The organism is Deinococcus marmoris (genome assembly GCF_001949125.1).
In the GTDB taxonomy this organism is placed as follows: domain Bacteria; phylum Deinococcota; class Deinococci; order Deinococcales; family Deinococcaceae; genus Deinococcus; species Deinococcus marmoris_A.
In genome coordinates this window covers 1-22473 of record NZ_MSTI01000171.1, presented here as the reverse complement: position 1 = coordinate 22473, position 22473 = coordinate 1, and the positions used below count along the sequence as shown (strand labels likewise).

General features: G+C 64.5%; 25 protein-coding genes. 7 read left to right on the top strand and 18 right to left on the bottom strand.

Features of this window, described 5'->3' with window-relative positions; genetic code table 11:
• The first annotated feature begins 11 nt into the window (after positions 1-11).
• Positions 12-2591 carry a heavy metal translocating P-type ATPase gene (locus BOO71_RS24540; protein WP_075836870.1) on the top strand — a complete coding sequence of 860 codons (2580 nt, stop codon included), beginning with the start codon at positions 12-14 and terminating at the stop codon, positions 2589-2591.
• A gap of 105 nt (positions 2592-2696) precedes the next feature.
• Here BOO71_RS24540 and BOO71_RS24535 read toward each other — a convergent pair whose 3' ends face one another.
• A complete protein-coding gene (locus BOO71_RS24535) occupies positions 2697-3107 on the bottom strand; it encodes a DoxX family protein (RefSeq protein ID WP_075836869.1) in 411 nt (136 codons plus the stop codon).
• A gap of 162 nt (positions 3108-3269) precedes the next feature.
• Here BOO71_RS24535 and BOO71_RS24530 point away from each other — a divergent pair, with 162 nt between their 5' ends.
• From BOO71_RS24530 to recA, 3 genes are read left to right on the top strand one after another with little or no spacing between them, the layout of a single operon-like run.
• Complete coding sequence (locus tag BOO71_RS24530; RefSeq protein WP_075836868.1) at positions 3270-4475, top strand: CinA family nicotinamide mononucleotide deamidase-related protein; 1206 nt, start codon at positions 3270-3272, stop codon at positions 4473-4475.
• Positions 4472-5401 (top strand): RNA 2',3'-cyclic phosphodiesterase, encoded by a 930-nt coding sequence (thpR, locus tag BOO71_RS24525; RefSeq protein ID WP_083653804.1) that lies wholly within the window; start codon positions 4472-4474, stop codon positions 5399-5401. Before BOO71_RS24530 ends, thpR begins: the two co-directional genes overlap by 4 nt.
• A complete protein-coding gene (recA, locus tag BOO71_RS24520; RefSeq protein WP_075836867.1) occupies positions 5398-6489 on the top strand; it encodes a recombinase RecA in 1092 nt (363 codons plus the stop codon). The genes thpR and recA overlap by 4 nt, the downstream gene beginning before the upstream one ends.
• Positions 6490-6626: 137 nt before the next feature.
• On the opposite strand, the gene era is transcribed toward recA, so the two are convergent.
• Positions 6627-7622 carry a GTPase Era gene (gene era / locus BOO71_RS24515; protein ID WP_083653803.1) on the bottom strand — a complete coding sequence of 332 codons (996 nt, stop codon included), beginning with the start codon at positions 7620-7622 and terminating at the stop codon, positions 6627-6629.
• Between the two features lie 79 nt (positions 7623-7701).
• Positions 7702-8505 carry an SDR family NAD(P)-dependent oxidoreductase gene (locus BOO71_RS24510; protein WP_075836866.1) on the bottom strand — a complete coding sequence of 268 codons (804 nt, stop codon included), beginning with the start codon at positions 8503-8505 and terminating at the stop codon, positions 7702-7704.
• 135 nt (positions 8506-8640) lie between these two features.
• On the opposite strand from BOO71_RS24510, the gene BOO71_RS24505 reads away from it, so the two are divergent.
• Positions 8641-9234, top strand: a complete 594-nt coding sequence (locus BOO71_RS24505; protein WP_075836865.1) for a YIP1 family protein — start codon at positions 8641-8643, stop codon at positions 9232-9234.
• 90 nt (positions 9235-9324) lie between these two features.
• Here the strand turns inward: BOO71_RS24505 and BOO71_RS24500 are convergent, their stop codons facing one another.
• The 6 genes from BOO71_RS24500 to BOO71_RS24475 all read right to left on the bottom strand — a co-directional run bounded on the left by BOO71_RS24500 (position 9325) and on the right by BOO71_RS24475 (position 15336).
• A complete protein-coding gene (locus BOO71_RS24500; RefSeq protein ID WP_075836864.1) occupies positions 9325-10149 on the bottom strand; it encodes a transglutaminase family protein in 825 nt (274 codons plus the stop codon).
• Positions 10150-10432: 283 nt separating this feature from the next.
• Positions 10433-11389 carry an alpha-E domain-containing protein gene (locus BOO71_RS24495; RefSeq protein WP_075836863.1) on the bottom strand — a complete coding sequence of 319 codons (957 nt, stop codon included), beginning with the start codon at positions 11387-11389 and terminating at the stop codon, positions 10433-10435.
• Positions 11389-13065, bottom strand: a complete 1677-nt coding sequence (locus BOO71_RS24490; protein ID WP_083653802.1) for a circularly permuted type 2 ATP-grasp protein — start codon at positions 13063-13065, stop codon at positions 11389-11391. Before BOO71_RS24490 ends, BOO71_RS24495 begins: the two co-directional genes overlap by 1 nt.
• A gap of 179 nt (positions 13066-13244) precedes the next feature.
• Positions 13245-14300 (bottom strand): phosphate acyltransferase PlsX, encoded by a 1056-nt coding sequence (gene plsX / locus BOO71_RS24485; protein ID WP_075836862.1) that lies wholly within the window; start codon positions 14298-14300, stop codon positions 13245-13247.
• Positions 14290-14904, bottom strand: coding sequence for a LabA-like NYN domain-containing protein (locus BOO71_RS24480; RefSeq protein ID WP_139323183.1), 615 nt, complete (start codon positions 14902-14904; stop codon positions 14290-14292). The genes plsX and BOO71_RS24480 overlap by 11 nt, the downstream gene beginning before the upstream one ends.
• Before the next feature lie 96 nt (positions 14905-15000).
• On the bottom strand, positions 15001-15336 hold the full coding sequence (locus tag BOO71_RS24475) for a DUF309 domain-containing protein (protein WP_075836860.1): 336 nt from the start codon (positions 15334-15336) through the stop codon (positions 15001-15003).
• A 116-nt stretch (positions 15337-15452) separates the two neighbouring features.
• On the opposite strand from BOO71_RS24475, the gene trxA reads away from it, so the two are divergent.
• Positions 15453-15812 carry a thioredoxin gene (gene trxA, locus BOO71_RS24470; RefSeq protein WP_075836859.1) on the top strand — a complete coding sequence of 120 codons (360 nt, stop codon included), beginning with the start codon at positions 15453-15455 and terminating at the stop codon, positions 15810-15812.
• A 65-nt stretch (positions 15813-15877) separates the two neighbouring features.
• On the opposite strand, the gene BOO71_RS24465 is transcribed toward trxA, so the two are convergent.
• A complete protein-coding gene (locus tag BOO71_RS24465) occupies positions 15878-16456 on the bottom strand; it encodes an RBBP9/YdeN family alpha/beta hydrolase (protein WP_075836858.1) in 579 nt (192 codons plus the stop codon).
• Positions 16457-16542: 86 nt separating this feature from the next.
• Between BOO71_RS24465 and BOO71_RS24460 the strand changes: the two genes are divergently transcribed.
• Entirely contained in the window at positions 16543-17298 is a 756-nt protein-coding gene (locus tag BOO71_RS24460; protein WP_075836857.1) for a class I SAM-dependent methyltransferase, read from the top strand.
• 42 nt (positions 17299-17340) lie between these two features.
• Here BOO71_RS24460 and rplQ read toward each other — a convergent pair whose 3' ends face one another.
• The 8 genes from rplQ to BOO71_RS24420 form a co-directional block, all read right to left on the bottom strand.
• A complete protein-coding gene (gene rplQ, locus BOO71_RS24455) occupies positions 17341-17691 on the bottom strand; it encodes a 50S ribosomal protein L17 (RefSeq protein ID WP_029476425.1) in 351 nt (116 codons plus the stop codon).
• Between the two features lie 52 nt (positions 17692-17743).
• Complete coding sequence (locus BOO71_RS24450) at positions 17744-18760, bottom strand: DNA-directed RNA polymerase subunit alpha (RefSeq protein ID WP_029483506.1); 1017 nt, start codon at positions 18758-18760, stop codon at positions 17744-17746.
• A 10-nt stretch (positions 18761-18770) separates the two neighbouring features.
• On the bottom strand, positions 18771-19391 hold the full coding sequence (rpsD, locus tag BOO71_RS24445; protein ID WP_029483507.1) for a 30S ribosomal protein S4: 621 nt from the start codon (positions 19389-19391) through the stop codon (positions 18771-18773).
• A gap of 171 nt (positions 19392-19562) precedes the next feature.
• The gene (gene rpsK / locus BOO71_RS24440; RefSeq protein WP_029476431.1) at positions 19563-19958 is read right to left on the bottom strand and encodes a 30S ribosomal protein S11; all 396 of its coding nucleotides are present in this window, start codon (positions 19956-19958) and stop codon (positions 19563-19565) included.
• 3 nt (positions 19959-19961) lie between these two features.
• On the bottom strand, positions 19962-20342 hold the full coding sequence (gene rpsM / locus BOO71_RS24435; RefSeq protein ID WP_075836856.1) for a 30S ribosomal protein S13: 381 nt from the start codon (positions 20340-20342) through the stop codon (positions 19962-19964).
• Entirely contained in the window at positions 20342-20458 is a 117-nt protein-coding gene (gene rpmJ, locus BOO71_RS24430; RefSeq protein ID WP_029476433.1) for a 50S ribosomal protein L36, read from the bottom strand. Before rpmJ ends, rpsM begins: the two co-directional genes overlap by 1 nt.
• Positions 20459-20556: 98 nt before the next feature.
• On the bottom strand, positions 20557-20799 hold the full coding sequence (gene infA, locus BOO71_RS24425; protein WP_029483509.1) for a translation initiation factor IF-1: 243 nt from the start codon (positions 20797-20799) through the stop codon (positions 20557-20559).
• Positions 20800-20971: 172 nt separating this feature from the next.
• On the bottom strand, positions 20972-22168 hold the full coding sequence (locus BOO71_RS24420) for a VWA domain-containing protein (protein WP_075836855.1): 1197 nt from the start codon (positions 22166-22168) through the stop codon (positions 20972-20974).
• Positions 22169-22473: the final 305 nt, after the last annotated feature.

The window sequence follows — 22473 nt, the reverse complement described above, 5'->3', positions numbered from 1 at the left end:
TTCCTATGACGATGAAGACTCTTACTCTGGACGTGGGCGGGATGACCTGCGCCGCCTGCGTGGGCCGGGTAGAACGCGGCCTCAAGAAGGTGAACGGTGTGCAGGACGTCGCCGTGAACCTGGCGACGGAGCGAGCCAGCGTGACCTACGATCCGGCACTGACGAACGCCGCTCAGCTTGTGGAAACTGTTAAAGACACCGGCTACGAGACGCGCACGGCGGAACTCTCCTTTCCCGTGGAGGGCATGACCTGTGCCGCGTGCGTGGGCCGGGTGGAACGCGGTTTACAGAAGGCCGAGGGCGTATTGAGCGCCAGCGTCAACCTCGCCACCGAGCGGGCCAACGTGACGTATCTGCCCGCCTCCACCTCGCCCGCCGCGCTGAAAGAAGCCGTGCGCGAGGCTGGCTACGACGTACCGGATGAGGCCACGCAGTCTCAATCCCGGCTGGACGCAGACCGCGCCCGTAAAGCGGAGGAAATCGCGGCGCTGCGGCGTTCGGTGATCCTCGCCGCCGCCTTCAGCATTCCGCTGTTCATTCTGGCGATGCTGCCGATGGTGTGGATGCCACTGGATATGTGGCTGATAGACCGCTTCGGCTCCCAGACGCTGAACTGGGTGATGCTGGCGCTGGCCGCCCCGGTTCAGTTCGGCCCCGGCCTGCGCTTTTACCGCAGCGGCTGGGCGGCCCTCAAGCACCGCAGCCCAGACATGAACACGCTGGTGATGCTGGGCACCTCCGCCGCCTTCGGGTATTCGCTGCTTGTGACGCTGGCCCCCGGCCTGTTTCCGGTGGGCAGCGCCCATGTGTACTACGAGGCGTCCGGCGTGGTCATCACGCTGATCCTGCTGGGCAAACTGTTTGAGGCGCTAGCAAAGGGCCGCAGCAGCGAGGCCATGCGAACCCTGCTGGCCCTGCAACCCAACGTAGCCCGCGTGCAGCGTGAGGGCGGCGTGGTGGAAGTCCCCGCCGACGACGTGCGCCTGGGGGATCATGTGCTGGTGCGCTCCGGCGAACGCCTGCCGGTGGACGGTGAAGTGGTGGACGGCAGCAGCTACGTGGACGAGTCCATGCTGACCGGCGAGAGCGTGCCCGTGCAGAAGACGGCGGGGGCGAAGGTCACGGGCGGCACGGTCAACGGCACGGGCGCACTGACCTTCCGGGCCACGGGCGTGGGGGCCGACACCGCGTTGTCCCGGATTATCCGCATGGTGGAGGACGCGCAGGCCAGCCGCCCGCCGATTCAGGGTCTGGCAGACCGCGTGGTGGCCATCTTTGTGCCGGTGGTGCTGGTGATCGCCGCCGTGACCTTCGCAGTGTGGATGCTGATTGGTGGCGAGGGCGCGTTAGCCAACGCCCTGGTGCATACCGTCGCCGTGCTGATCATCGCCTGCCCGTGCGCGATGGGCCTTGCCACTCCCGTCAGCATCATGGTGGGCAGCGGACGCGCCGCGCAGATGGGCGTGCTGTTCCGCAGCGGGGCCGCGCTGGAAGGTCTGGGAGCCGCGCAGGTGGTGGCCGTGGACAAGACCGGCACGGTCACGCAGGGACGGCCCGAAGTCACGGAAGTGATAGTTGATGGTGGATGGTTGAAGGGTGATGGAGAACTGCTCCGGCTGACCGCCGCCGCCGAGGCGTCCTCCGAACACCCACTGGCGCGGGCCATTGAGCGGGCGGCGCTGGGCGAGGAGAAAACCGACAACGCCCAATCCTTGCCCTCCTCTATCAACCGTCAACCATCAACCATCAACCTGCGAGCCGCCGACTTTCAGGCCATCCCCGGCTATGGCGTCCAGGCCAACGTGGAGGGTAAGCGCGTGGAGGTGGGTGCGGCCCGCTACATGCACAAACTGGGCCTGAATTTAGGCGAGTTGGAAGCGCAGGCCGACGCCCTGGCAAAACGCGGACGCACCCCCGTTTTTATCGCCGTGGACGGCCAGCTTGCCGGGCTGCTGGGCGTGGCCGATCCGGTGCGTGTGGGCAGCGTGGACGCCATCCGCACCTTGCAGGAACAGGGAACTGAAGTCGCCATGATCACGGGCGACACCCGCGCCACTGCCGAAGCTGTGGCCGCCGAAGTCGGCGTGTCCCGCGTGCTGGCCGAAGTGCTGCCCGAAGGCAAGTCGGACGCAGTTCAGGAACTCCAGGCCGGGGGCCGCAAGGTGGCTTTCGTCGGAGACGGCATCAACGACGCCCCTGCGCTGGCCCGCGCGGACGTGGGCGTGGCGATTGGCACCGGAACGGACGTGGCCGTGGAAACGGCAGATGTGATCCTGATGTCCGGTGACCTGCGCGGCGTGCCGAACGCCATCGCCCTCTCGCGGGCCACGCTGCGGAATATCCGGGTCAACCTCTTCTGGGCCTTTGCCTATAACATCCTGCTGATTCCGGTGGCGGCGGGCGTGCTGGCGGGGGGGAACATCACCCTCTCCCCCGTGCTGGCGGCGGCGGCGATGGGCCTGAGCAGCGTGTTCGTGCTGAGCAACGCGTTGCGGCTGCGGGGCTTCAAGCCGCCGCTGGGAGGCGAGGGGCAAACGGCTTCACGTCCGGGCAATGCAGGAACGCCGAAGCTCACGCCTCCAGTTTCCTGAACCCGTTAAAACAGCCCCTTTCCCTGCTTTGAGGCACGAGACAGTTCAGCGGCGGACCTGATCAACAGAGGTCCGCCGTTCTTTTGGGGTGTGATCGTGCGGGTTTTAGCCCTTCTTCCGCGCCGCCCATGCCCCGGTAGACCACAGCGCCCATGCGATCAGCACCGGCTGGAACAACAGGCGGATCAGACGTTTGCGGTCCGTGTCCAGCCCGAAGGCGTCGCTGTGGGTCAGGTACTGCGAGATGCTGCCGGGAAACACCGCCACGAAGAAGGCGGCCATGATCCAGCCCACCGTCACGCGCTGTTTCGGCAGGGCCATCAGGGCCACGCCCATACCGATCTCCACCACACCGGAAGCCAGCACCACAAAATCCTGATTCAGCGGCAGGCTTTCGGGCACCTGCGCCTGAAAATCCTGGCGTAAGAAGGTCAGGTGGCCGGTTCCTGCGAAGGCGAGGGCCGCGCCCAGCAACACGCGGGCGGCAGTCTGGACGGGAGATACGGGGGAAGGCATGGTCGGCAGTGTGACATGCCCCGGCGGGCCGCTCCACCTTTTTGTTATACAGATGCACCCTGCGGCACGCCCACCCCCGACATACACTCTGGAGATGCCCTTACCTGCCCCTTCAGGACTAGACGTTCGTTTCGCTTTCGCCTATACTCCGGCGGTGTTGTTATGTTGCTAGCAGAAATTATCAGCGTGGGAACAGAGCTGCTGTTCGGTGAGATCGTGGACACCAACGCGGCCTTTCTGGCACGCGAACTGGGCGAACGGGGCGTCATCCTGCACCGCAAAACGGTGCTGGGCGACAACCTGGGACGCGTCAGTGCGGCCATTACGCTGGCCCTGTCGCGCGCCGATCTGGTGATTCTGGGCGGCGGCCTGGGACCCACCGACGATGACCTGACCCGCGAATCCATTGCCGACGCGCTGGGAGAAACGCCGGGTGAAGACCCTGAACTGCTGGCGTGGCTGGAAGGGCTGTATGCCGCCCGTGGGCGCGAGATGCCGCAGGTCAACCGCAAGCAGACGTGGCTGATCCCCAGTGCCGAGGCGCTGCCTAATCCGGTGGGGACCGCGCCCGGCTGGTTCGTGCGAACCGGGGGTAAATACGTCGTGGCCCTGCCCGGCCCGCCCCGCGAGATGCACCGGATGTGGCGGGAGCAGGTGCTGCCGCGTCTCCCGCTGCCGGATCACGCGCTGGTTGCCACCACCATCCACACCCAGGGCATCGGCGAGAGCAACGTGGCCGAGCTGCTGGCCGGGCTGACCCAGAACGCCAATCCCAGCGTCGCCACCTACGCCCGCAAGACTGGCGTGGACGTGCGCGTGGCGGCCAGTGCCGGGACCGAGGCACAGGCCCACGAGCTGATGGCCCCGCTGCTGGAAACGGTGCGCGCCCACCTGTCGCGCTGGACCTGGGGCGAGGACGGGCAGACGCTGGCCGGGGCGCTAGGCGACGGACTGGCAGGCCGCAGTCTGGGCGTCATTGAGGCGGGCAGTGCGGGCGCATTGTGTGGCCTGCTGGCCGATACGGCGGGCTTTCTGGACGCCGCCGTGACTGGGGACCATGCCCGCCTGATCACGCTGGGCCTGACCCCCGTGACCCTGCGCGACGCCGGACTGGTCAGCGAGGGGGCCGCGCTGGAGCTGGCCGCCGGGGCGCGTGAACACCTGGGAGCAGACATAGGACTGGCCGTGGTGGTCAGCGTGACGGGCGAGAACGCCGGGCAGGTTCACGCCGCCATCAGCAGCGCGAAGGGCCACAAGGCTGCCAGCGTCAACTGGCCCGGCGACGCCGCGCAGATGCGGGAGCGCGCCGCCGTGACCGCGCTGGCGCTGGCTTACCGGGCACTCAGAGCAGGCGGGGAGCTGGCATGAAGATCAGAAAATCGCAGACCAAATTACAGAACAAACAGAAAGTAGAGCAGAAATCAGAGAAGCCGCGTGAATCCGATCTGAACGCCGCTCTGAAAATCCGGGCAGAGGCCGATCTGCCCGCCGCCCCGGTTCAGGCTGTCCGGCGCGTGACCCAGCCACGCCGCAAGGACGAGGCCGAAGCCAGCGCACCCCGCAAGGCCCAGGAGCAGACAGCGTCGGCAGAGTTCAGGCAGCGCAGCGAGCGTCAAACCGCGCAGGCCACGCGGGGCAGGCAGGCTCCAGAGGAACACACGCCCACCACCGGACGTTTCTTCTACGCCCTGAAGGTTCCCGCCAGCATCACTGGCCCACTTTCCGAAGCGCAGCGCAAGCTGAAAGGCAACTGGCGCACCACCGGGCGCGAGCAGATGCACGTCACGCTGTGTTATCTGCCGTCTGCACCGCTGGACAGACTGGCCGAACTCAAGGCGCTGGGCACACGCCTGACGGAGAACCTGGGACCGATGGACGTCAAATTGCGCGGCACCGGCTACTTTCCCAACGAGGGCAGCCCGCGCGTGTGGTTTGTCAAGGTGGAGGCCGAGGGACTGGACGAACTGGCCGCCGCCCTGCGCGCCGGGGTGCAGGAACTGGGCATAGAAACCGAGGACATGGGCTTTAAGGCCCACATCACCCTGGCCCGCCGTAAGGGACCCGCGCCGCGCGTGCCGCCCATGAATTTTGAACTGGGCTGGAAGGCGGGCGGGGCAACCTTGCAGCGGTCCCACCTCCAGAAGACGGGGCCGATCTACGAACAGGTCAGCACCTTCAGATTTCAGGCCGAGAGTCAGCCCGTAGCAGCGCCGAGCGAAATGGCCTCACCTCCAACTGAACCCGACAATTCACCCTCTCCCACACGGCAGGTACAGGCACAGGAGCCATCATGAGCAAAGAGAACCCGAAAGAAATCAGCGCCGCCCCCAATGACAGCAAGGAACGCCAGAAGGCCATTGAAACGGCCATGAGCCAGATTGAAAAGGCGTTCGGCAAGGGCAGCATCATGAAGCTTGGGGCAGAGAGCAAGCTGGACATTCAGGTGATCTCCACCGGCAGCCTGTCGCTGGACCTCGCGCTGGGCGTGGGCGGCATTCCGCGCGGGCGCGTCACCGAGATCTACGGCCCGGAAGCCGGGGGCAAGACCACCCTGGCCCTGAGCATCGTGGCACAGGCGCAGAAGGCCGGCGGAACGTGCGCGTTCATTGACGCCGAACACGCGCTTGACCCGGTGTATGCCCGCGCACTGGGCTGCAACACCGACGAACTGCTGGTCTCGCAGCCCGACAACGGCGAGCAGGCGCTGGAAATCATGGAATTGCTGGTGCGTTCCGGCGCAATCGACGTCGTGGTGGTGGACAGCGTGGCCGCCCTGACCCCCCGCGCCGAAATTGAGGGTGAGATGGGCGACAGCCTGCCCGGCCTCCAGGCCCGTCTGATGAGTCAGGCGCTACGCAAGCTGACCGCGATCCTGTCCAAGACCGGCACCGCCGCCATCTTCATCAATCAGGTGCGCGAGAAGATCGGCGTGATGTACGGCAACCCCGAGACCACCACCGGGGGACGCGCGCTGAAGTTCTATTCCACCGTGCGTCTGGACGTCCGCAAGATCGGCCAGCCCATCAAGGTGGGCAACGACGCCGTGGCGAACACGGTCAAGATCAAGACCGTCAAGAACAAGGTGGCCGCGCCGTTCAAGGAAGTGGAACTGGCGCTGGTTTTCGGCAAGGGCTTTGACCAGCTCTCTGATCTGGTGGGGCTGGCCGCCGACATGGACATCGTCAAGAAGGCAGGCAGCTTCTACAGCTACGGCGACGAGCGCATCGGCCAGGGCAAGGAAAAAGCGATTGCCTATATCGCCGAGCGCCCCGAGATGGAGCAGCAGATCCGTGACCGCGTGATGGCGAGCATCAAGAGCGGCGGCGCATCTGAGAAACCTGCGCCACCCGTCGAGCAGAAAATTACCGCTCTGGCGGAATAAGAGGGAAAGACAAAGACGCCCCGGCCAAATTTAAGGCCGGGGCGTCTTTTGTGCTGGTGGGCAGAGCTTGTCAGGTGCCGGGTTTTGGGCTTGCGCCGTGATCCCACTCCCACACTGGGCAGGAGTTCGGGCGGCGGTTACTCGTACCCAAGCTCCCGCAGAGCCTCGGGGTCCTCGCGCCAGCCGTTGATTACGATGACTTCCAGACCCAGAAAGACCTTGCGGTTGAGGAAGATTTCCAGTTGCTTGCGGGCCGCCTGACCGATCTCACGCAGTTGCTTGCCGCCCGCACCGATGACCATCCCTTTGTGGGCGTTCTTCTCCACGATGATCTCACCCTCAATACGTTGCAGACCATCCTCGCGCTCGGTCCAGCGGTTGACGCGGGTGGCCACCGCGTAGGGCAGCTCGTCGCGCAGCTTCTTCATGGCTTCCTCGCGGATGATCTCGGAGGCCCACATCTCGCGGGTCTGGTCACTGGCCGCGCCGCGTGGATAAAAGAAGGGGTTTTCGGGCAGCACTTCCAGAATCTGCTCGCGCAGGATGGCCACCGCTTCCGGCTGGTTCTGAGCGCTCAGGGCAATCTCGCCAGTCTGGGCGGTGCGGCCTTCCAGCAGGGCACGGTAGAGCTTCATGGCCTCGTCCGGGTATTTGGACACGTCCAATTTGTTGCCCACCATGAACAGCGGCTTGGGCAGGTCACGAATCTGGCGGGCCACCAGTCGGTCCTCGTCGCCGGGCGGGTGGCGCAGGTCCACCACCCACAGAATGGCGTCCACGTCGCTCAGGGCGCTGTGGACCTCGTGGTTCATGTACTTGCCCAGCGCGTCTTTGGCTTTATGCAGGCCGGGGGTATCCACGAAAACGATCTGCTGCGTGTCGGTGGTGAAGATGCCGCGCACGCCGCGCCGGGTGGTCTGCGGGCGCGGGCTGGTGGGCGCGACTTTGGTGTTCAGGAACGAGTTGAGCAGCGTGCTTTTGCCCACGTTGGGCTTGCCGACAATCGCCACGAACCCGGAGTGGGTCTGTTCACCCTCGGGGCTGGTTCCGGCAAAGCTGGGGGAGGTGGCATCGTGCGAGGCAGCGTTCGGGCCGTCCTCGACTGGATCGGGTGGAAAGAAAGAATCAGTCATCGGCTGCATTGTCTCACGCCGAAGCGCGGGCAAAAGGAAGTCGGAGCCAGAACAGGAGCCTCAGCCGAATGGAGCGGGCCTATTCCTCCCGACGCGCCTGCACTCCCGCGATGATCCGGGCGGCGGCGGCGCGCGGCAACAGCCGGAAGGCCGAGACCTGAACCTTGTTGGCGAGTCCGGCCACCGCCACCCCCTGACCGCGCAGCATGGCCTCTACCCCGATGCGGGCCACCGTCTCCACGTCCAGCATCGCAAGCCGGGTCACGCCAGTCATCAACTTGCTCTCGTTCAGCGTGGCCGCGTCCTGAAACCCGGTATCCACAGGGCCGGGGCACAGCGCCGTGACGCTCAGACCGCTGCCACGCAACTCCTCGTTCACGGCCTCGCTGAAGGACAGGACATAGGCTTTGGTGGCGTAATACACCGCCATCAGGGGACCGGGAATGAAGCCCGCCGTGCTGGCGACATTCAGCACCCGGCCCCGCCCCCGCTCCAGCATGGTGGGCAGAAAGCGGCGGGTCAGATCGGTCAGCGCCGTCACGTTCACCGCGATCATCTCGCCAATTTCAGCCTGATCCTGGCGGGCAAACTCGCTGAAGCCGCCGAATCCGGCGTTGTTGACCAGCAGATCGACGTGCAGGCCACGCACCGCCAGCTCGTCCTGGAGCAGTTTCCCAGCGTCAGGATGAGAGAGATCAGTGGCGATCACCTGGGCGCGAATTCCGTACTGGCGCGTCAGATCTTCAGCCAGCGCTTGCAGTTTGCGCTCATTGCGGGCCACAAGAATCAGGTTGGCCCCGTGGGCGGCCAATTGCCGGGCAATCGCTTTGCCGATGCCGCTGCTGGCCCCGGTGATCAGAGCGGTGGACGTTGGGATGGTCATGCCTCCAAGGTAAGGGGCAGGACCGTGAGACGCCGCGTCTCAGAGAACTCTCTCGTGCCGCACGGACGCTGAAACGGCAGAAAATAAAGATTTGATAAAGGCAACGCGCATGACACGGGACGCGTACTGTAGGGCATGAGAAGCCCTGTCACCTCCGGCCCTGAAGTCAGCCTTCAGGACATGTTCGCGCAGAGTACTGCCGTGATCACCCAGCCCAGCGTGGCGACCTTCGAGCGCTACGAGAAGCGCGGCGGCCTTCAGAGTGCCTTTATCTACGTGCTGGTGGCGGCAGCCGTATCGGCAGTCATCGCCGCCCTATTCTCGTTCTTCCACGCAGATGTGACCTTTTTCGGGCAGTTCTTCTCTCGGCTGATCACCATTCCCATTCAGTTCCTGATCTTCACCGGGGCCGTCTACCTGATCGGCGGCAGCCTGTTCAAGGGCACCGGCACCTACCCGGAGGTGGCCTACACCTTCGCGCTGTTCTTCGTGCCCCTGACCATCATCAGCACCATTATCGGGATCATTCCCATCCTGGGCTGGCTGGTGTCCTTCGTGATCGGTCTGGTGATGATCTACTTCGGCTATCTGGCCGTGCAGAGCAGCATGAACCTGCGCGAACAGGTGCCCGCGATTGCCACGCTGGTCCTGGCCGGGATTGCCAATTTCGCCGTCGGGGCCGTGCTTGGCGGGCTGTTCGTGGTGGGCCGGATCGCGTCGGGCGGCTAAATCTGCCAGGCACCACAAAGGAGCGGGCGAGGCCATACCAGCCTCGCCTGCCCTTCTTTTGCCGTCCCTCTCCCGATTGACTGAGCCGCTTTACTGATCGGCGTAGACATGCACCGCTACTTCCAACGTGCCCTGGCCACCGCCGAAATAGGTGCCGCGCACCGGGGAAACGTCGCTGTATTCGCGCCCGTGGCCGATCTTGATGTGTTTTTCCAGCGCCAGACAGTCGTTGGTGGGGTCATAGCCCAGCCAGCCGTAACCGGGAATCAGGCACTCCACCCAGGCGTGGGTGGCCTCTGCGCCGCGCATCTCGCCGCCGCTGTACAGGTAGCCGCTGACGTAGCGGGCCGGAATCCCCAATTGCCGGGTGATGCCCAGCATGGCGTGCGTGAAGTCCTGGCACACGCCATGCCCGGTCTGCGCGAACTCGGCCAGCGGGGTCCGCACGTCGGTGGCGCTGGGATCGTAGGTGAAACGGCGGCGCAGGTGACTGGTCAGTTCCAGCAGAAATTCGGGCAGATCGTCGCCAGGGCCAGGGCGGGCCACGCCGAACAACTCGGGCCATCTGCCACTGGGAACGCGCGGGCTGGGGACCAGAAATTCGGAGTTGCGCCCACGCTCGGGCCGCAGTTCGCTGAACGGTGTGGAAATGGGCAGCGTGACGGCGTGCGTATCCACAATCGCCTGCGCCTCGATCAGCAGATGGCGGTGGTGTTCGTGGACGTGGACGTGGTGGACGATGGCCCCGAAGTAGTCCTTGTGCGAGGTGATCTCGGCGTCGGGGGTCACGTTCAGGTGAAACAGCCGCACGCTCTGGCGCGTCTCGTTGGAAGGATGCAGCCTGACCTGGTTAAACGAGTTCCAGGCGGGCTTGGGGTAGTGGTACTCGGTGGTGTGCCGGATTTCGCAACGCATAAGTGGGGGAACCCTCTAGCGGTTCTGCCGGGCAGTCTGACATGCCACGGGAAGGCGAATGTGGCGCAGGGCAGACGAATCGGGGACGAGGAGCCGCAGAGGCCGCCTCATACAAACTCCGATTGAAAGGTGTTGGAAACACCTGGAAATCCGAACGGGCGTCCAAGCGTCCTCATGGGCGCTGCTCTGGACAAGACAGTGAGAAGGAGAAAAACGGGTTCCGGGCGTGGAGTGCAGGAATCGGCGCTGTCCCGATTTCTGCATGAAACAGACGGAACCCGTATCATTCCTCCTCGAAATAGGCCGCAGTGATGGCCGCGCCGACCCGGTTGAAGTCCTGCACCAGGGTCTCGAGGCCCGGATCTTCCTTCTCGATAATGTCGTGGACGCGGGCGTATTGCAGCCGGGCCACCAGCCAGCGCGACAGCCGCAGAATCTCCGGGTGTGCGCCGGGGTGATGCCGGTCGATCTGCTCCAGCGCCTCGCTGAGATTCATGGCGCTGTAACGCGCGCTGCGCGGAAAATACTCGTCCAGCAGCAGGAAATCCGTCACGCGCATGGGCGTGATCCCGGTATGGACACTCTTGCGGTACGCCTCGTTGGCGCTGGCCCCCTTGAGGGTGCTGACCCAGCGCTGGTCCTGCAAGGCGCGGCCCGCCGGATCGCCGCGTGCGGCCAGCGCGTCGGCGTCCTTGAAGCGGCTTTGCAGCACGCGCAGGGTGTTGTCGCCGCGTTCCAGCATCTGCCCGGCGCGCATGAAGGACCAGCCCTCGTCGCGCGGCAGGGTGGCAAACGCGATCCCGAAAAAGAACTGCGAGGCGTCACGCGCGGCGGTGCAGTATTCGAACAGGCCGTCGCGGTCCAGCACGTCCACATTCTCGAAGCACAGCGTCAGGTAACTGCGGTTCAGTGATTCCCACATCTCGCTGGGCAGGCGGTCCCGCAGGCCACGGGCGTTCTCGCGGGCGTGGGCCAGACTGCTGGCGATGCTGGAGGGATTGTCACGGTCAAAAGCCATCCACGAGCTGACGCTGCGAGCATCCAGGCGTCCATACTTGGCGCGCAGTTGCGCCTCGCCGCCCGTCAGTTCCAGCAGCGGCGTCCAGTACTCGCGGGCGCGGCCCGAGATTTCCAGGCCAGCGTAATAGTTGACGTTCAGCAGGCGGGCGGTGTTCTCGGCGCGCTCCACGTAACGCCCGATCCAGAACAGGTTCTCGGCCAGTCGGGATAACAGCAGCATTATTTGTCCTCCCCGGCTGAGTTTTCCGGCGCGGTGTCTTCCAGCACAGAGCCTTCCAGAGTGGCGTCCTCAAGAACGTCCTTCTCCAGTTCCTGCTGATACGAATGCCCCCCCGGCGAACTCTCGGGCTGGGATTGGGTCTGCGACTGCGAAGCGCCACCGGACTGGGACTGAGATTGACTCTGGGACTGGCTCTGGCCGTCGCCGTGCATCATCTGGCTCTGGCCCTGTGGCGTCACCGGGCCGTCGTGGTCCAGCACCCAGGTGTCTTTGCTGCCGCCGCCCTGCGAGGAATTGACCACCAGACTGCCGCGCCGCAGCGCCACGCGGGTCAGGCCGCCCGGCACGATGGTCACCTCGTCCTTGCCGCACAGAATGTAGGGGCGCAGGTCGATGTGCGCGCCTTCAAATTCGGCGCTGTCGGGGTAGAACGTCGGGTGGCGCGACAGACCCACCACCGGCTGCCCAATGAAGTCGCGCGGATTGTCCCTGACCTTGACCAGAAATTCCGCCACCTCTTCCTCGGTGGACGCGGGGCCGATCAGCATGCCGTAGCCGCCCGCCTCGCCCACGGCCTTGATGACCATGTTGGCGGCGTTGGCCAGGATATGTTCCAGGTGGTCCGGGTCGCTGCCCAGGAAGGTGGGGACGTTGTTCAGCAGCGGTTCCTCGTTCAGGTAATACTTGATCATGTCGGGCACGTAGGCGTAAACGGCTTTATCGTCGGCCACCCCGGTTCCCACGGCGTTGGCGATGGCCACGCGGCCCTGGCGGTAGACCTCGATCAGCCCGGCCACGCCCAGCGCACTGTCGCGGCGGAAGGCCAGCGGGTCGATGAAATCGTCGTCGATGCGGCGGTAGATCACGTCCACCTGCTGCCGCCCCCCGGTGGTCCGCATCCAGACCCGGCCCGCGTCCACGAACAGGTCCCGGCCCTCGACGAGTTCCACGCCCATCTGCTGCGCCAGATAAGCGTGTTCAAAGTACGCGCTGTTGTACATGCCGGGGGTTAAAACCACGACCGTGCCGTTGTCGCGCGGGCTGACCGATTGCAGCAGCGAGAGCAGCGAGGTGGCGTAATGCTGCACCGAGCGCACGCCCTGGCCCTCGAACATCTTGGGATAGATGCGGCGCATGGCGTCCCGGTTGGACAGCAGGTACGACACGCCGCTGGGCGAGCGCAGGTTGTCCTCCAGCACCAGATACTCGCCCTTCTCGTCGCGGATCAGGTCGCTGCCGACGATGTGGGTATAGATGCCGCCGGGCGGCGTGACGCCGTGGACCTCGCGCCGGAAATGGGCCGAGGTGTAGACCAGTTCGCCAGGGACGACGTTGTCGTTGAGAATCTGCGCGTCACCGTAAATGTCGTTCAGGAAGAGGTTGAGCGCCTTGACGCGCTGGGTCAGCCCTGCCTCCAGATGCGCCCACTCGGAAGCCGGGATGACGCGCGGGACCGGATCGAAGGGGAACGTCCGCTCGGTGCCCTTGGAGTCGCCGTAAACGGTAAACGTGATGCCCTGGTTACGGAAGGCCAGATCCAGCATGCCGTGCCGCCGCTGAAACTCGGGAACGCCCAGAGAATCGATGTATTCCTGCAATCCCTGATAGTGCGGACGCACCTGCCCGTCCGCCGCAAACATCTCGTCAAAAAAGCTCTCGCCTGGCTCATATTTCATGCGCCTGTCCCCCTTGTGTCGTGCTGGTGAATGCCCGCAGGATAGCGGCTCGGCGGGACCGGGGAGGCAGTGTGGCTAGGCGAACTCCTTATGGTCCGGCGCGGCGCGGGCGAAGTAGGAAAGGAAAAACGCGCGCTGAGCAGGGCCAGGGCGCGTTTTTCCGAAGCTATGCCTCTCCCCTAACCCTCGGTCCCGGCCAGCGGCGCAGCCCCCTCCCCGAAGGCCACTTCCAGGCGGGGCAGCAGCCTGCCCTCGTGGGCGCGGGAGGCGCGCAGCAGGGCGTTCTTGACGGCAGTGGCATTGGCCCCCCCATGCCCGATGAAGGCCAGGCCCTTTACCCCGATCAGGATGCTGGCCCCGTAGGTGCTGGGGTCCATGCGCTCGGCCAGCCCGCGCAGCGATCCGCGCACCAGCAGGCCGCCCAGCTTGCTCTTCAGGCCACTGTTCAGGGCGTCCCGTATCCAGCCGAACATCACCCTGGCCTCGCCCTCGGCCAGCTTGAGGACCACGTTACCGGTAAAGCCGTCGGTCACGACGATATCGGTGGTCCCCAGGAAGATGTCGCGGCCCTCCACGTTGCCGTGGAAGTTGATGCCCTGACCGTGCAGCCCGCGCAACAGGGCGTGGGCCTCGATGACCAGCGCGCTGCCCTTGTGGTCCTCCTCGCCAATCGAGAGCAGACCCACGGTGGGGCTATCCTGATCCTCCAGTACCTTCAGGTACACCGTGGCCAGCCGTGCCCACTGCGCGTAGTAGCTGGCCTTTACGTCGGCGTTGGCCCCCGCGTCCAGCAGCGTGGTCATGCCGCCGCGCGCGGGCAGGTGGGTCAGGATGGCCGGGCGCTCCACCCCCCTGATACGCCCGAAGGTCAGCAGCGCCGAGGCCATCGTCGCGCCGCTGTGCCCCATGCTGACGGCGGCGGCGGCCCGGCCCTCCTTGACCAGCCGGGTGCAGACGTTGATGCTGGCCCCGGTGCGGCTGCGGACATCGCTGGCGTGTTCGTCCATGCCGATCACGTCGCTGGCGTCCACGATTTCCAGCGGCAGGGCCGCGCTGCCCGGAAACTTGCCCAGTTCGGCGTGCAGGGCCACCCGCTCACCCACCAGCAGCACACTCACCCCCGCCCGCGCCGCCAGAACTGCGCCCTCCACATTGGGCACCGCGCCGTGGTCCCCGCCTGCCGCGTCCAGCGCGATGGGCAGGCTGCCCGCCGCTGCCCCGGCTTCAGCGCTCATCGTTTTCGGCCAGCGCGGCGGTCATGTAGAAGGGACGTCCTTCCGCCGCCTTCGTGTCCGGGCTGCGCTGTTCCCCCCGCCCCTCGCTGGGCAGGCGGTAGCCGGGGCGCTCGATCTGGGCACGCAGGTCGCCCAGGTCCACGTACAGGTCGGCGGCGTTGCGCAGCTCGTAGCTGGTCATCTCGGGGATGCTGGCGACGATCACGCGTTTGCCCCGCGCCCGCAGCACCTCCACCGGGCGCTCGAAATCACCGTCTCCGGTCAGCAGCACGGCGGTGTCGTACAGATTGGTGGTGGTCAGCAGGTCCGTGACGATCTCGATGTCCAGGCTGGCGCGGCGGGAGGTGTCGCCGTTCTCGTCGGTACTCTCGCGCAGGGGGCGGGTACGGACGGTGTAGCCCATGTAGGTCAGCGCATCGGTGAAACGGCGCTGCTTGTCGTCAATGGGCAGGGGCACCGCCGTGTAGTAAAAGGCGTTGTAGAGGGTGCCCTGCGCGGCAAAGTGGTCCAGTATCTTGCGGTGATCGAAGTTCCAGCCCAGCCGCTTGGCCGCCGAGTAGACATTGGCCCCGTCAATAAAAAGTGCAATCCGTGGTGCGTTCATATCCATAAAATCCATCTCCCGATCCCTCAAATTCTCTGCCCCGGCGTAGTGCAGGGGCATCCCGGCAGGATAGCGGACGCGAGGCAGACAGAGCCTTCACCCGCTGGGGGGCACCTGGGGAAACACACCCGGCGTGTGCAGCGCTTCCCAGACCTCCGCGCGCAGCCGGACCAGATCCACGCCGCCGTATTCGTCCGGCAGGGTATCCAGATATTTGACGGCCTTGTGAAAATTGCGCCCGGTCAGGCTGCCGTGGTGCCAGCGCTTGTGCAGGGCCGCCGCCAGCAGGATCAATGCTTGCAGAAAGGCGCGTTCCTGCCCGCCAGCCTCCAGCCACAGTTCTTCCCAGGCTTCGTGCGCCTCCCACCACTGGCCGGAACCGAACAGGGCCACCCCTTTCCCGAAGGTCTGCTGATCGGCAGCGCTAAACATGGCCCCAGCCTAACCCGCCCACATTGCAACCGCCCCCACCACGCATGAATGACGCCTAAGCGACCCCCCATGCCCGCCCAATCCATGCGCGGGGCACGGGGCGTATAGTTGTTTCCATGAAGCCTTTGGAACTCACAGATACCAACTTTAGCGACGAAATTGCCAGCGGATTGACCCTGGTGGACTTCTGGGCACCTTGGTGTGGCCCCTGCCGCATCATCGCCCCCGTGATCGAGGAACTGGCCGGACAGTACGAGGGCCGCGTCAAGATCGGCAAGGTCAACGTGGACGAAAATCCCGTGACCCAGGGCAAGTTCCGCGTGATGAGCATCCCCACACTGATCCTGTTCAAGGATGGCGAGCCAGTAGAAGGCGTGGTGGGCGCGCAGCCCAAGCGGGCTTTTGAAACCCTGCTGGACAAGCACATCGGCACGGCGGCTGCCAGCAACGACAGCAGCACCGTCAGCGCCAACTAAACTCCGCATTCAGAAAAAGGCCACCCGCACGATGGGGTGGCTTTTTTACTGTTCTACAAACTACTTCAGAACCGCACCACATCCGGCGGCGTCCAGGCATGCAGCACCTCACTGAGGAGGATTTCGCCGTCCAGCCACTCACCATGCCCGCTCTCGGCATTGATATGCCCTGCCTCGCCCGCCGAAACCGCAGCCGCGCCCCAGGCTTCAGCCATCGCCTCGGCGCGTTCTGGTGTGCAGTACGGATCGTTCTCGCTGTAGACCAGCAGCGCGGGAAAGGGCAACTCATCCAGGGGCAACGGGGCCAGCGCGAGAAGCTGGGGGTGCAACTCAGCCATGCCCGGCTGCTCTGGATCGGCGGGAGCCACCAGCAACGCGCCGCGCACCCTCGCCATATCCTCGCCGCCAGAAAGCTGCGCCCAGTGGGCCACCGTCGCCACCCCTGCCGAATGGGCCACCAGCACCAGTTGCCCCGGTGTGGCCTCGATCACCTCATGCAGCCGGGCGGCCCAGACTTCCGGCAGGGGATTTTCCGGGTCGTCCTGGCGCACACGCTCGGCACCGAATTTGTGCTGCCACAGCGTCTGCCAGTGCTGCGGCCCGCTGTCGCCCAGTCCAGGCACGATGATCAGGGTGGGGGTCATGGGGCAAAGCGTAGCAGGCGGGGCAGGCTGGAAGTGCGTCATCGTGCGGATGAAAAGGCCGTCTCTGAACCCGTAGATTGGCTGAAATGCAGAACGCCGAATTCAATGACCCGCGCCTGGCGCAGTTGTACGACATGCTCGGTCCCTGGGGACCATCAGATCAGTTCTTTCTGGACCTGGCGAACGAGTCTCCGCATTCGCGCATTCTCGATCTCGGCTGCGGCACAGGCCAGATCACGTTAGCGCTGGCTGAAGCGGGCCATAGCGTGACGGGCATCGACCCCGCCACCGCCTCTCTTAACGTGGCGAGGGCCAAACCCAGAGCCGAGCAGATAACCTGGATTGAAGGAACCTCAGCTCACGCGCCCGCGAAAACCTTCAATCTGGCCCTGATGACCAACCATGTCGCCCAGTTCATCACGAACGACGCGGAATGGGCAGCGCTGCTGGCAGACCTTCACCGTGCCCTGGTTCTGGGAGGCCGACTGGTTTTCGACTCCCGCGATCCAGCGGCGCGGGGCTGGGAAGATTGGAATCCGTCCGACTCACGCGAGCAGACACGATTGCCCGATGGGCGCGGTCTGGTGGCATGGACGGAAGTGACAGAGGTTGCGGGCGAACTGGTGACCTTCGTTCAGCATTACGTTTTCGCGGCAACTGTTACAAGGGCTGAACGTGAGCTGCTCTCCCGTCTGACCCTCCACTTCCGCCCAGAATGCAAGTTGCGCTCCAGCCTGGAAGCCGCCGGTTTCGAGATTGAGGCAATCTACGGGGGCTGGGGACGTGAAGACGTGGGCCGGGGCGACGGCGAGTTCATTGTGATCGCACGCGCCAGGAAATGAAAAACCCCCGCACTACGCGGGGGCATTCAAAACAGGTCTAGCTCAGACCAGTTCGATCAGGGCCATCGTCACGCCGTCGCCCCGGCGGGTGCCGATGCGCAGAATGCGGGTGTAGCCGCCGGGACGCTCGGCGTACTTGGGGGCCACTTCATCCATCATCTTGCGGACAACGTCGTTGTCATGGATGTCGCGGGCCACCAGACGGCGGGCATGCAGGTCGCCACCCTTGGCGGTGGTGATCAGTTTCTCAACGTAGGGGCGCAGCTCTTTGGCCTTCGTGAGGGTCGTCTGGATGCGGCCCTCGCGCAGCAGCGCCGTCGCCTGGGCACGGGCCAGGGCGGTGCGGGCGCTGCTGTTGCGGTTGAGCTTGCGTCCGGCTTTACCGTGGCGCATGGGTGTTCTCCTTCAAAACGCGGCCCCTAGAGGACAGGGGCCGGAAAATGGTTTAGTCGCGCAGGGCAAGCCCGAACTGGGCCAACTGCTGCTTGATCTCATCCAGGCTGCGCTCGCCAATACCGGGAACCTTCTTCAGATCACGGTCGCTCAGCGCGCACAACGCGTCCACGCTGTCGATGCCTTCTTCCTTGAGGGAATGCAGCACGCGGGTGGTCAGACCCAGCCCTTCCAGCGTTACACGCGGCGAATCCATCTCGGCGGGGTAATCGCCGGGGTTCAGATTCAACGTCGTGGGGCTGGTGGGGGGCAGATCGTACACGCCGGTCTGCGGCATCACGGGGGCGCTGGGGGTGTAAACCGGCTGCTGGGTGAACTCCGGGGTCAGGGCAGGCAGGTTTTCCACGTTGCCGAACACGTTCAGCTCTTCACGCAGAATCTCCACCGCCTTGTCCAGGGTGTCCTGCGGGCCGGTGGAGCCGTCGGTCCAGACGCGCAGGATCAGACGATCCAGATCGGTCTGCTGTCCCACGCGGGTGTTCTCGACGTGGTAAGCCACCCGGCGCACCGGGGAAAACACCGCGTCCACCGGAATGGAGTTGATGCGGTCCTTGGTGGCGTGCTTATCGGCGGGAACATAGCCCTCGCCTTCTTCCACGCGCACTTCCATGACCAGCTTGCCGTCCTCGGCCAGGGTGGCGATCACCAGATCGGGGTTGACGATCTCGGCGTCGCTGGGCACTTCAAAGGCGCTGGCCTTGACCACACCCTCGCCCTGCGCGCGCAGGGTCAGGGTCTTGGGGCCGGGAGCGTGGAACTTCACGACCAGTTCCTTGAGGTTGAGGATCATCTGAATGACGTCCTCCTTGACTCCAGGAATGGTGGAGAATTCGTGCAGCACGTCTTCGATGTACACGCTGGTAACAGCCGTGCCGGGGATCGAGGACATCAGGATGCGCCGGATGGGGTTCCCGATGGTGACGCCGTAACCGCGCGTGAGCGGTTCCAGGACGAATTCGCCGTAATCGCCGTCCACGCGGGCTTTCAGTTGAGGGCGCTTTTGATCCATGGGTCCTCCGTTAACGCGAGTAGTACTCGATGATGAAGTTCTCGTTGATCGGCAGCGCCAGATCTTCACGCGCCGGGAGGCGGGCGAAGGTGCCGGTGAAGGTTTCGGGGTTCAGTTCGACCCAGGGAGCCACGCGGCGGCGCTTCTGCGCTTCCATGTTTTCCTGGATAAAGCCCATCGAGCGGCTGCCTTCTGCCACGACGATTTCATCGCCGATCTTGACGCGGTAGCTCGGGACGTCGACCTTCTGGCCGTTCACGAGAATGTGACCGTGGCCGACAAACTGCCGGGCCTGACGGCGGGTGCTGGCAAAGCCCATGCGGAACACGACGTTGTCCAGGCGGCGTTCCAGCAATTGCAGGAACACGGTGCCGGTGACGCCGGGAACTTCGGAGGCTTCGGTAAAGAGGTTGCGGAACTGCTTTTCGCCCATGCCGTACAGACGCGACAGCTTCTGTTTTTCACGCAGACGCACGCTGTAATCGCTGGGGCGACCACGGCCACGGCGCTGGCCGTGCTGGCCCGGCGGGTAGGGGCGCTTGTCCAAATATTTCTGGACTTTCTCTGTTTCCGCAAGGTTGATGCCCTCACGGCGACTCAGTTTAGTAATTGATCCACGGTAACGACCCATTGATTGATCTCCTTGGTGCGGTCAGGAACGATGCCCTGCCGGGTCTGCGGCCCTCTGCTTACCCGCCGCCATTGCTGGTGGTTGCAGCTTTCATTTCCCCAAAAGGAAACAGCGGCGGCGGGACAGGTGGGCGCGCGCGAAAACTCTAGTTCAGCACTCTTCTAAAAAACACTAGGCGCGGAACTTTTTCTTGGGGCGGCAGCCGTTGTGAGGCACGGGGGTGTCGTCCATGATGGACTTCACTTCAATGCCGCTGGCCTGAATGGCGCGGATGGCCTGTTCGCGGCCCGAGCCGCTGCCCCGCACCACCACGTCGACGATGTTCATGCCGAAGGTCTGTTGGGCCTTCTTCACGGCGTCGGCGGCGGCGAGCTGGGCCGCGTAGGGCGTGCCCTTCTTGCTGCCCTTGTAGCCGATGGTCCCGCCACTGCTCCAGGCGACAGAGTTGCCGTCCAGATCGGTGATGGTGACAATCGTGTTGTTGTAGCTGGCATGCACGTAGGCGCGGCCAGCGCTGATGTTGCGCCGGGCGCGGCGCGGGGTCTTGCCCTTGGTAGATTTCGCCATGGCTTACTTCCTCGCGGCCTTTTTCTTACCAGCCACAGTCTTGCGCGGTCCCTTGCGGGTGCGGGCGTTGGTCTTGGTGCGCTGGCCGCGCACGGGCAGCCCACGGCGGTGGCGCAGGCCACGGTACGCACCGATGTCCATCAGACGCTTGATGTTCTGACCGACTTCGGAGCGCAGATCGCCTTCAACCTTGTAGGTCTTTTCCACGGCTTCACGCAGGGTGGACTGGTCCGCTTCCGAGAGGTTCTTGACGCGGGTGTCGGGGTTGATTCCGGTACGCGCCAGGACTTCCTTGCTGCGGGTCAGGCCAATGCCGTAGATGTAGGTCAGCGCGATTTCAATGCGCTTTTCGCGGGGCAGATCGACGCCTGCAACGCGGGCCATTAACCTTGCCTCTGCTTGTGCTTGACTTCCTTGCTGCAAATGATCAGCACCCGTCCGTGACGGCGGATCACCTTGCAGCCGTCGCACATTTTCTTGACACTGCTGCGAACTTTCATGCTTCCTCCTCGCGCCGCCTGCTGTGCATTAGCAGCGCTCGACCCCCGTCTCACCTTCTGTCAGAGGGAATCTGTGGTGTGCCTCAGCCCTGAGACGGTCAGCGGCGGTAGACGATGCGCCCGCGCGACGTGTCGTACGGGCTGATTTCCAGAACCACACGGTCACCAGGCAGGATACGGATGTAGTGAATCCGCATCTTTCCGCTGATGTAAGCCAGGAGATCGTGTCCCGTATCCAGCTTTACGCGAAAGGTGGTGTTGGGCAATGCCTCTGTCACCACGCCCTCAGCGCGTACGGTATCGGACTCTTCCTTCTTCTTCTTTTCCCGCTGTTCCGGCATTCTTCGTCTTGCCACGCAACCTCCAGGCCCAATACAAGCCAAACGTAAAGGTATCACGCGTGTGGGCAGCCAGACAAGGCAGGATGACAATCCCGTGCAGGGATAAGGGAAAGGTGGGGCTAAGCGTTCGTCTATTCAGGACACAGACCTGGCACATGAAAGGCTCTTGTTCTCAGCCCGCCACTCCACCCCTCGTCACGATGCCCTGCGTTCCGGCCCAGGCCGCCACATCGTCGCCGCGCATGGCCGCCGCCATCAGGCCGGGGAAATGATCGGGGGTGCAGGCAAAGGAAGGAATGCCCAGGCCCGCGAAGGCCCGCGCGACGCCGTGATCGTAGCTGGGTGCGCCGTCATCCGACAGGGCTAGCAGGGCGATCATATTCACACCCGAATCCTTGAGGGTGCGGGCGCGGGCCAGCATCTCGCGCTCGTTGCCGCCCTCGTACAGATCGCTGATGAGGACCAGAATGGTCTGTTCGGGGCGCTGGATCACGCCCTGGCAGTAAGCCAGAGCGCGGTTGATATCGGTGCCGCCGCCGAGCTGGATACCGTACAGCACGTCCACCGGGTCACTCAGGTTCTCGGAGAGGTCCGCGACTTCGGTGTCGAAGACCACCACGCGGGTGCTGACGGCGGGCAAACTGGCCAGCACCGCGCCGAACACGCCCGCGTACACCACGCTGCTGGCCATGCTGCCCGACTGATCCAGACACAGCACGATGTCGCGCAGGCTGCGGCGTTTGCGCCCATAGCCGATCAGCCGTTCGGGGATGATGGTGCGCTTTTCGGGCAGATAAGATTTGAGGTTGGCGCGGATGGTGGCGTTCCAGTCGATCTCGGGGCCACGCGGGCGGAAGTTGCGCTGGGCGCGGTTGAGGCTGCCCGAAACGGCGGCGCGGGTGGGTTCTTCCAGACGCTTCTTGAGGTCATCCACCACTTTGCGGACCACGGCGCGGGCGGCGTCTTTCGCCTTGGCGGGCATCACGCCCTTGAGCGTGAGCAGCGTACCCACCAGATTCACGTCGGCCTCGACGTTTTCCAGCATTTCCGGCTCGAAGAGGAGTTGCGTGAGATTCAGGCGTTCGATGGCGTCCTCCTGCATCACGCGCACCACGTCAGCAGGGAAGAATTCGCGCAGATCGGCCAGCCAGCGGGCCACCTTCGGCGCACTTGCGCCCAGGCCGCCGCGCCGGGAACCCGTGGGGGCGTCGTAGAGGCCGCTCAGGGCGTCGTCCATGCGTTTGTCTTCGATGGACAGGCCGATGTCCTGGCCGCCCTCGCCGCTGACGCCATCGGCCTCGCCACCGCCCAGCACGAGTCTCCAGCGGCGCAGGCGTTCAGGGGTAACGGATGAATTGGGAAGGGTCATGGTTGCTCCTGAAGAAAGGCAGTGATGGCCTGACGGGTGGCGGGCAAGTTCAATTGGTCCAGCCAGCGCCCGTACTGGGCAAGTTGTGGGTCTGGAAGTTTCAGAAACCTGTCCAGCACGGCGCGCAACACCGGAGTCAGCTCACTTTTAATGGCGGGCCGGGCCAGTAGCAGGGCATATTCCAGCTCATCCTCGTAAGAGCGTGTTTATAAAGGGTCCGATCCGGTGGCAAGCTTGAGGTGTGAAACGCAAGCCTTACTCATCGGACCTGACCCAAGCCCAGTTTAAGCGGCTCGAGCCACTCC

What these genes read in the sequence shown, in the direction of transcription:
- BOO71_RS24540 (WP_075836870.1), top strand. Translation starts at nt 12, where the DNA reads ATGAAGACTCTTACTCTGGACGTGGGCGGGATGACCTGCGCCGCCTGC.
- BOO71_RS24535 (WP_075836869.1), bottom strand. Translation starts at nt 3,107, where the DNA reads ATGCCTTCCCCCGTATCTCCCGTCCAGACTGCCGCCCGCGTGTTGCTG.
- BOO71_RS24530 (WP_075836868.1), top strand. Translation starts at nt 3,270, where the DNA reads ATGTTGCTAGCAGAAATTATCAGCGTGGGAACAGAGCTGCTGTTCGGT.
- thpR (WP_083653804.1), top strand. Translation starts at nt 4,472, where the DNA reads ATGAAGATCAGAAAATCGCAGACCAAATTACAGAACAAACAGAAAGTA.
- recA (WP_075836867.1), top strand. Translation starts at nt 5,398, where the DNA reads ATGAGCAAAGAGAACCCGAAAGAAATCAGCGCCGCCCCCAATGACAGC.
- era (WP_083653803.1), bottom strand. Translation starts at nt 7,622, where the DNA reads ATGACTGATTCTTTCTTTCCACCCGATCCAGTCGAGGACGGCCCGAAC.
- BOO71_RS24510 (WP_075836866.1), bottom strand. Translation starts at nt 8,505, where the DNA reads ATGACCATCCCAACGTCCACCGCTCTGATCACCGGGGCCAGCAGCGGC.
- BOO71_RS24505 (WP_075836865.1), top strand. Translation starts at nt 8,641, where the DNA reads ATGAGAAGCCCTGTCACCTCCGGCCCTGAAGTCAGCCTTCAGGACATG.
- BOO71_RS24500 (WP_075836864.1), bottom strand. Translation starts at nt 10,149, where the DNA reads ATGCGTTGCGAAATCCGGCACACCACCGAGTACCACTACCCCAAGCCC.
- BOO71_RS24495 (WP_075836863.1), bottom strand. Translation starts at nt 11,389, where the DNA reads ATGCTGCTGTTATCCCGACTGGCCGAGAACCTGTTCTGGATCGGGCGT.
- BOO71_RS24490 (WP_083653802.1), bottom strand. Translation starts at nt 13,065, where the DNA reads ATGAAATATGAGCCAGGCGAGAGCTTTTTTGACGAGATGTTTGCGGCG.
- plsX (WP_075836862.1), bottom strand. Translation starts at nt 14,300, where the DNA reads ATGAGCGCTGAAGCCGGGGCAGCGGCGGGCAGCCTGCCCATCGCGCTG.
- BOO71_RS24480 (WP_139323183.1), bottom strand. Translation starts at nt 14,904, where the DNA reads ATGAACGCACCACGGATTGCACTTTTTATTGACGGGGCCAATGTCTAC.
- BOO71_RS24475 (WP_075836860.1), bottom strand. Translation starts at nt 15,336, where the DNA reads ATGTTTAGCGCTGCCGATCAGCAGACCTTCGGGAAAGGGGTGGCCCTG.
- trxA (WP_075836859.1), top strand. Translation starts at nt 15,453, where the DNA reads ATGAAGCCTTTGGAACTCACAGATACCAACTTTAGCGACGAAATTGCC.
- BOO71_RS24465 (WP_075836858.1), bottom strand. Translation starts at nt 16,456, where the DNA reads ATGACCCCCACCCTGATCATCGTGCCTGGACTGGGCGACAGCGGGCCG.
- BOO71_RS24460 (WP_075836857.1), top strand. Translation starts at nt 16,543, where the DNA reads ATGCAGAACGCCGAATTCAATGACCCGCGCCTGGCGCAGTTGTACGAC.
- rplQ (WP_029476425.1), bottom strand. Translation starts at nt 17,691, where the DNA reads ATGCGCCACGGTAAAGCCGGACGCAAGCTCAACCGCAACAGCAGCGCC.
- BOO71_RS24450 (WP_029483506.1), bottom strand. Translation starts at nt 18,760, where the DNA reads ATGGATCAAAAGCGCCCTCAACTGAAAGCCCGCGTGGACGGCGATTAC.
- rpsD (WP_029483507.1), bottom strand. Translation starts at nt 19,391, where the DNA reads ATGGGTCGTTACCGTGGATCAATTACTAAACTGAGTCGCCGTGAGGGC.
- rpsK (WP_029476431.1), bottom strand. Translation starts at nt 19,958, where the DNA reads ATGGCGAAATCTACCAAGGGCAAGACCCCGCGCCGCGCCCGGCGCAAC.
- rpsM (WP_075836856.1), bottom strand. Translation starts at nt 20,342, where the DNA reads ATGGCCCGCGTTGCAGGCGTCGATCTGCCCCGCGAAAAGCGCATTGAA.
- rpmJ (WP_029476433.1), bottom strand. Translation starts at nt 20,458, where the DNA reads ATGAAAGTTCGCAGCAGTGTCAAGAAAATGTGCGACGGCTGCAAGGTG.
- infA (WP_029483509.1), bottom strand. Translation starts at nt 20,799, where the DNA reads ATGCCGGAACAGCGGGAAAAGAAGAAGAAGGAAGAGTCCGATACCGTA.
- BOO71_RS24420 (WP_075836855.1), bottom strand. Translation starts at nt 22,168, where the DNA reads ATGACCCTTCCCAATTCATCCGTTACCCCTGAACGCCTGCGCCGCTGG.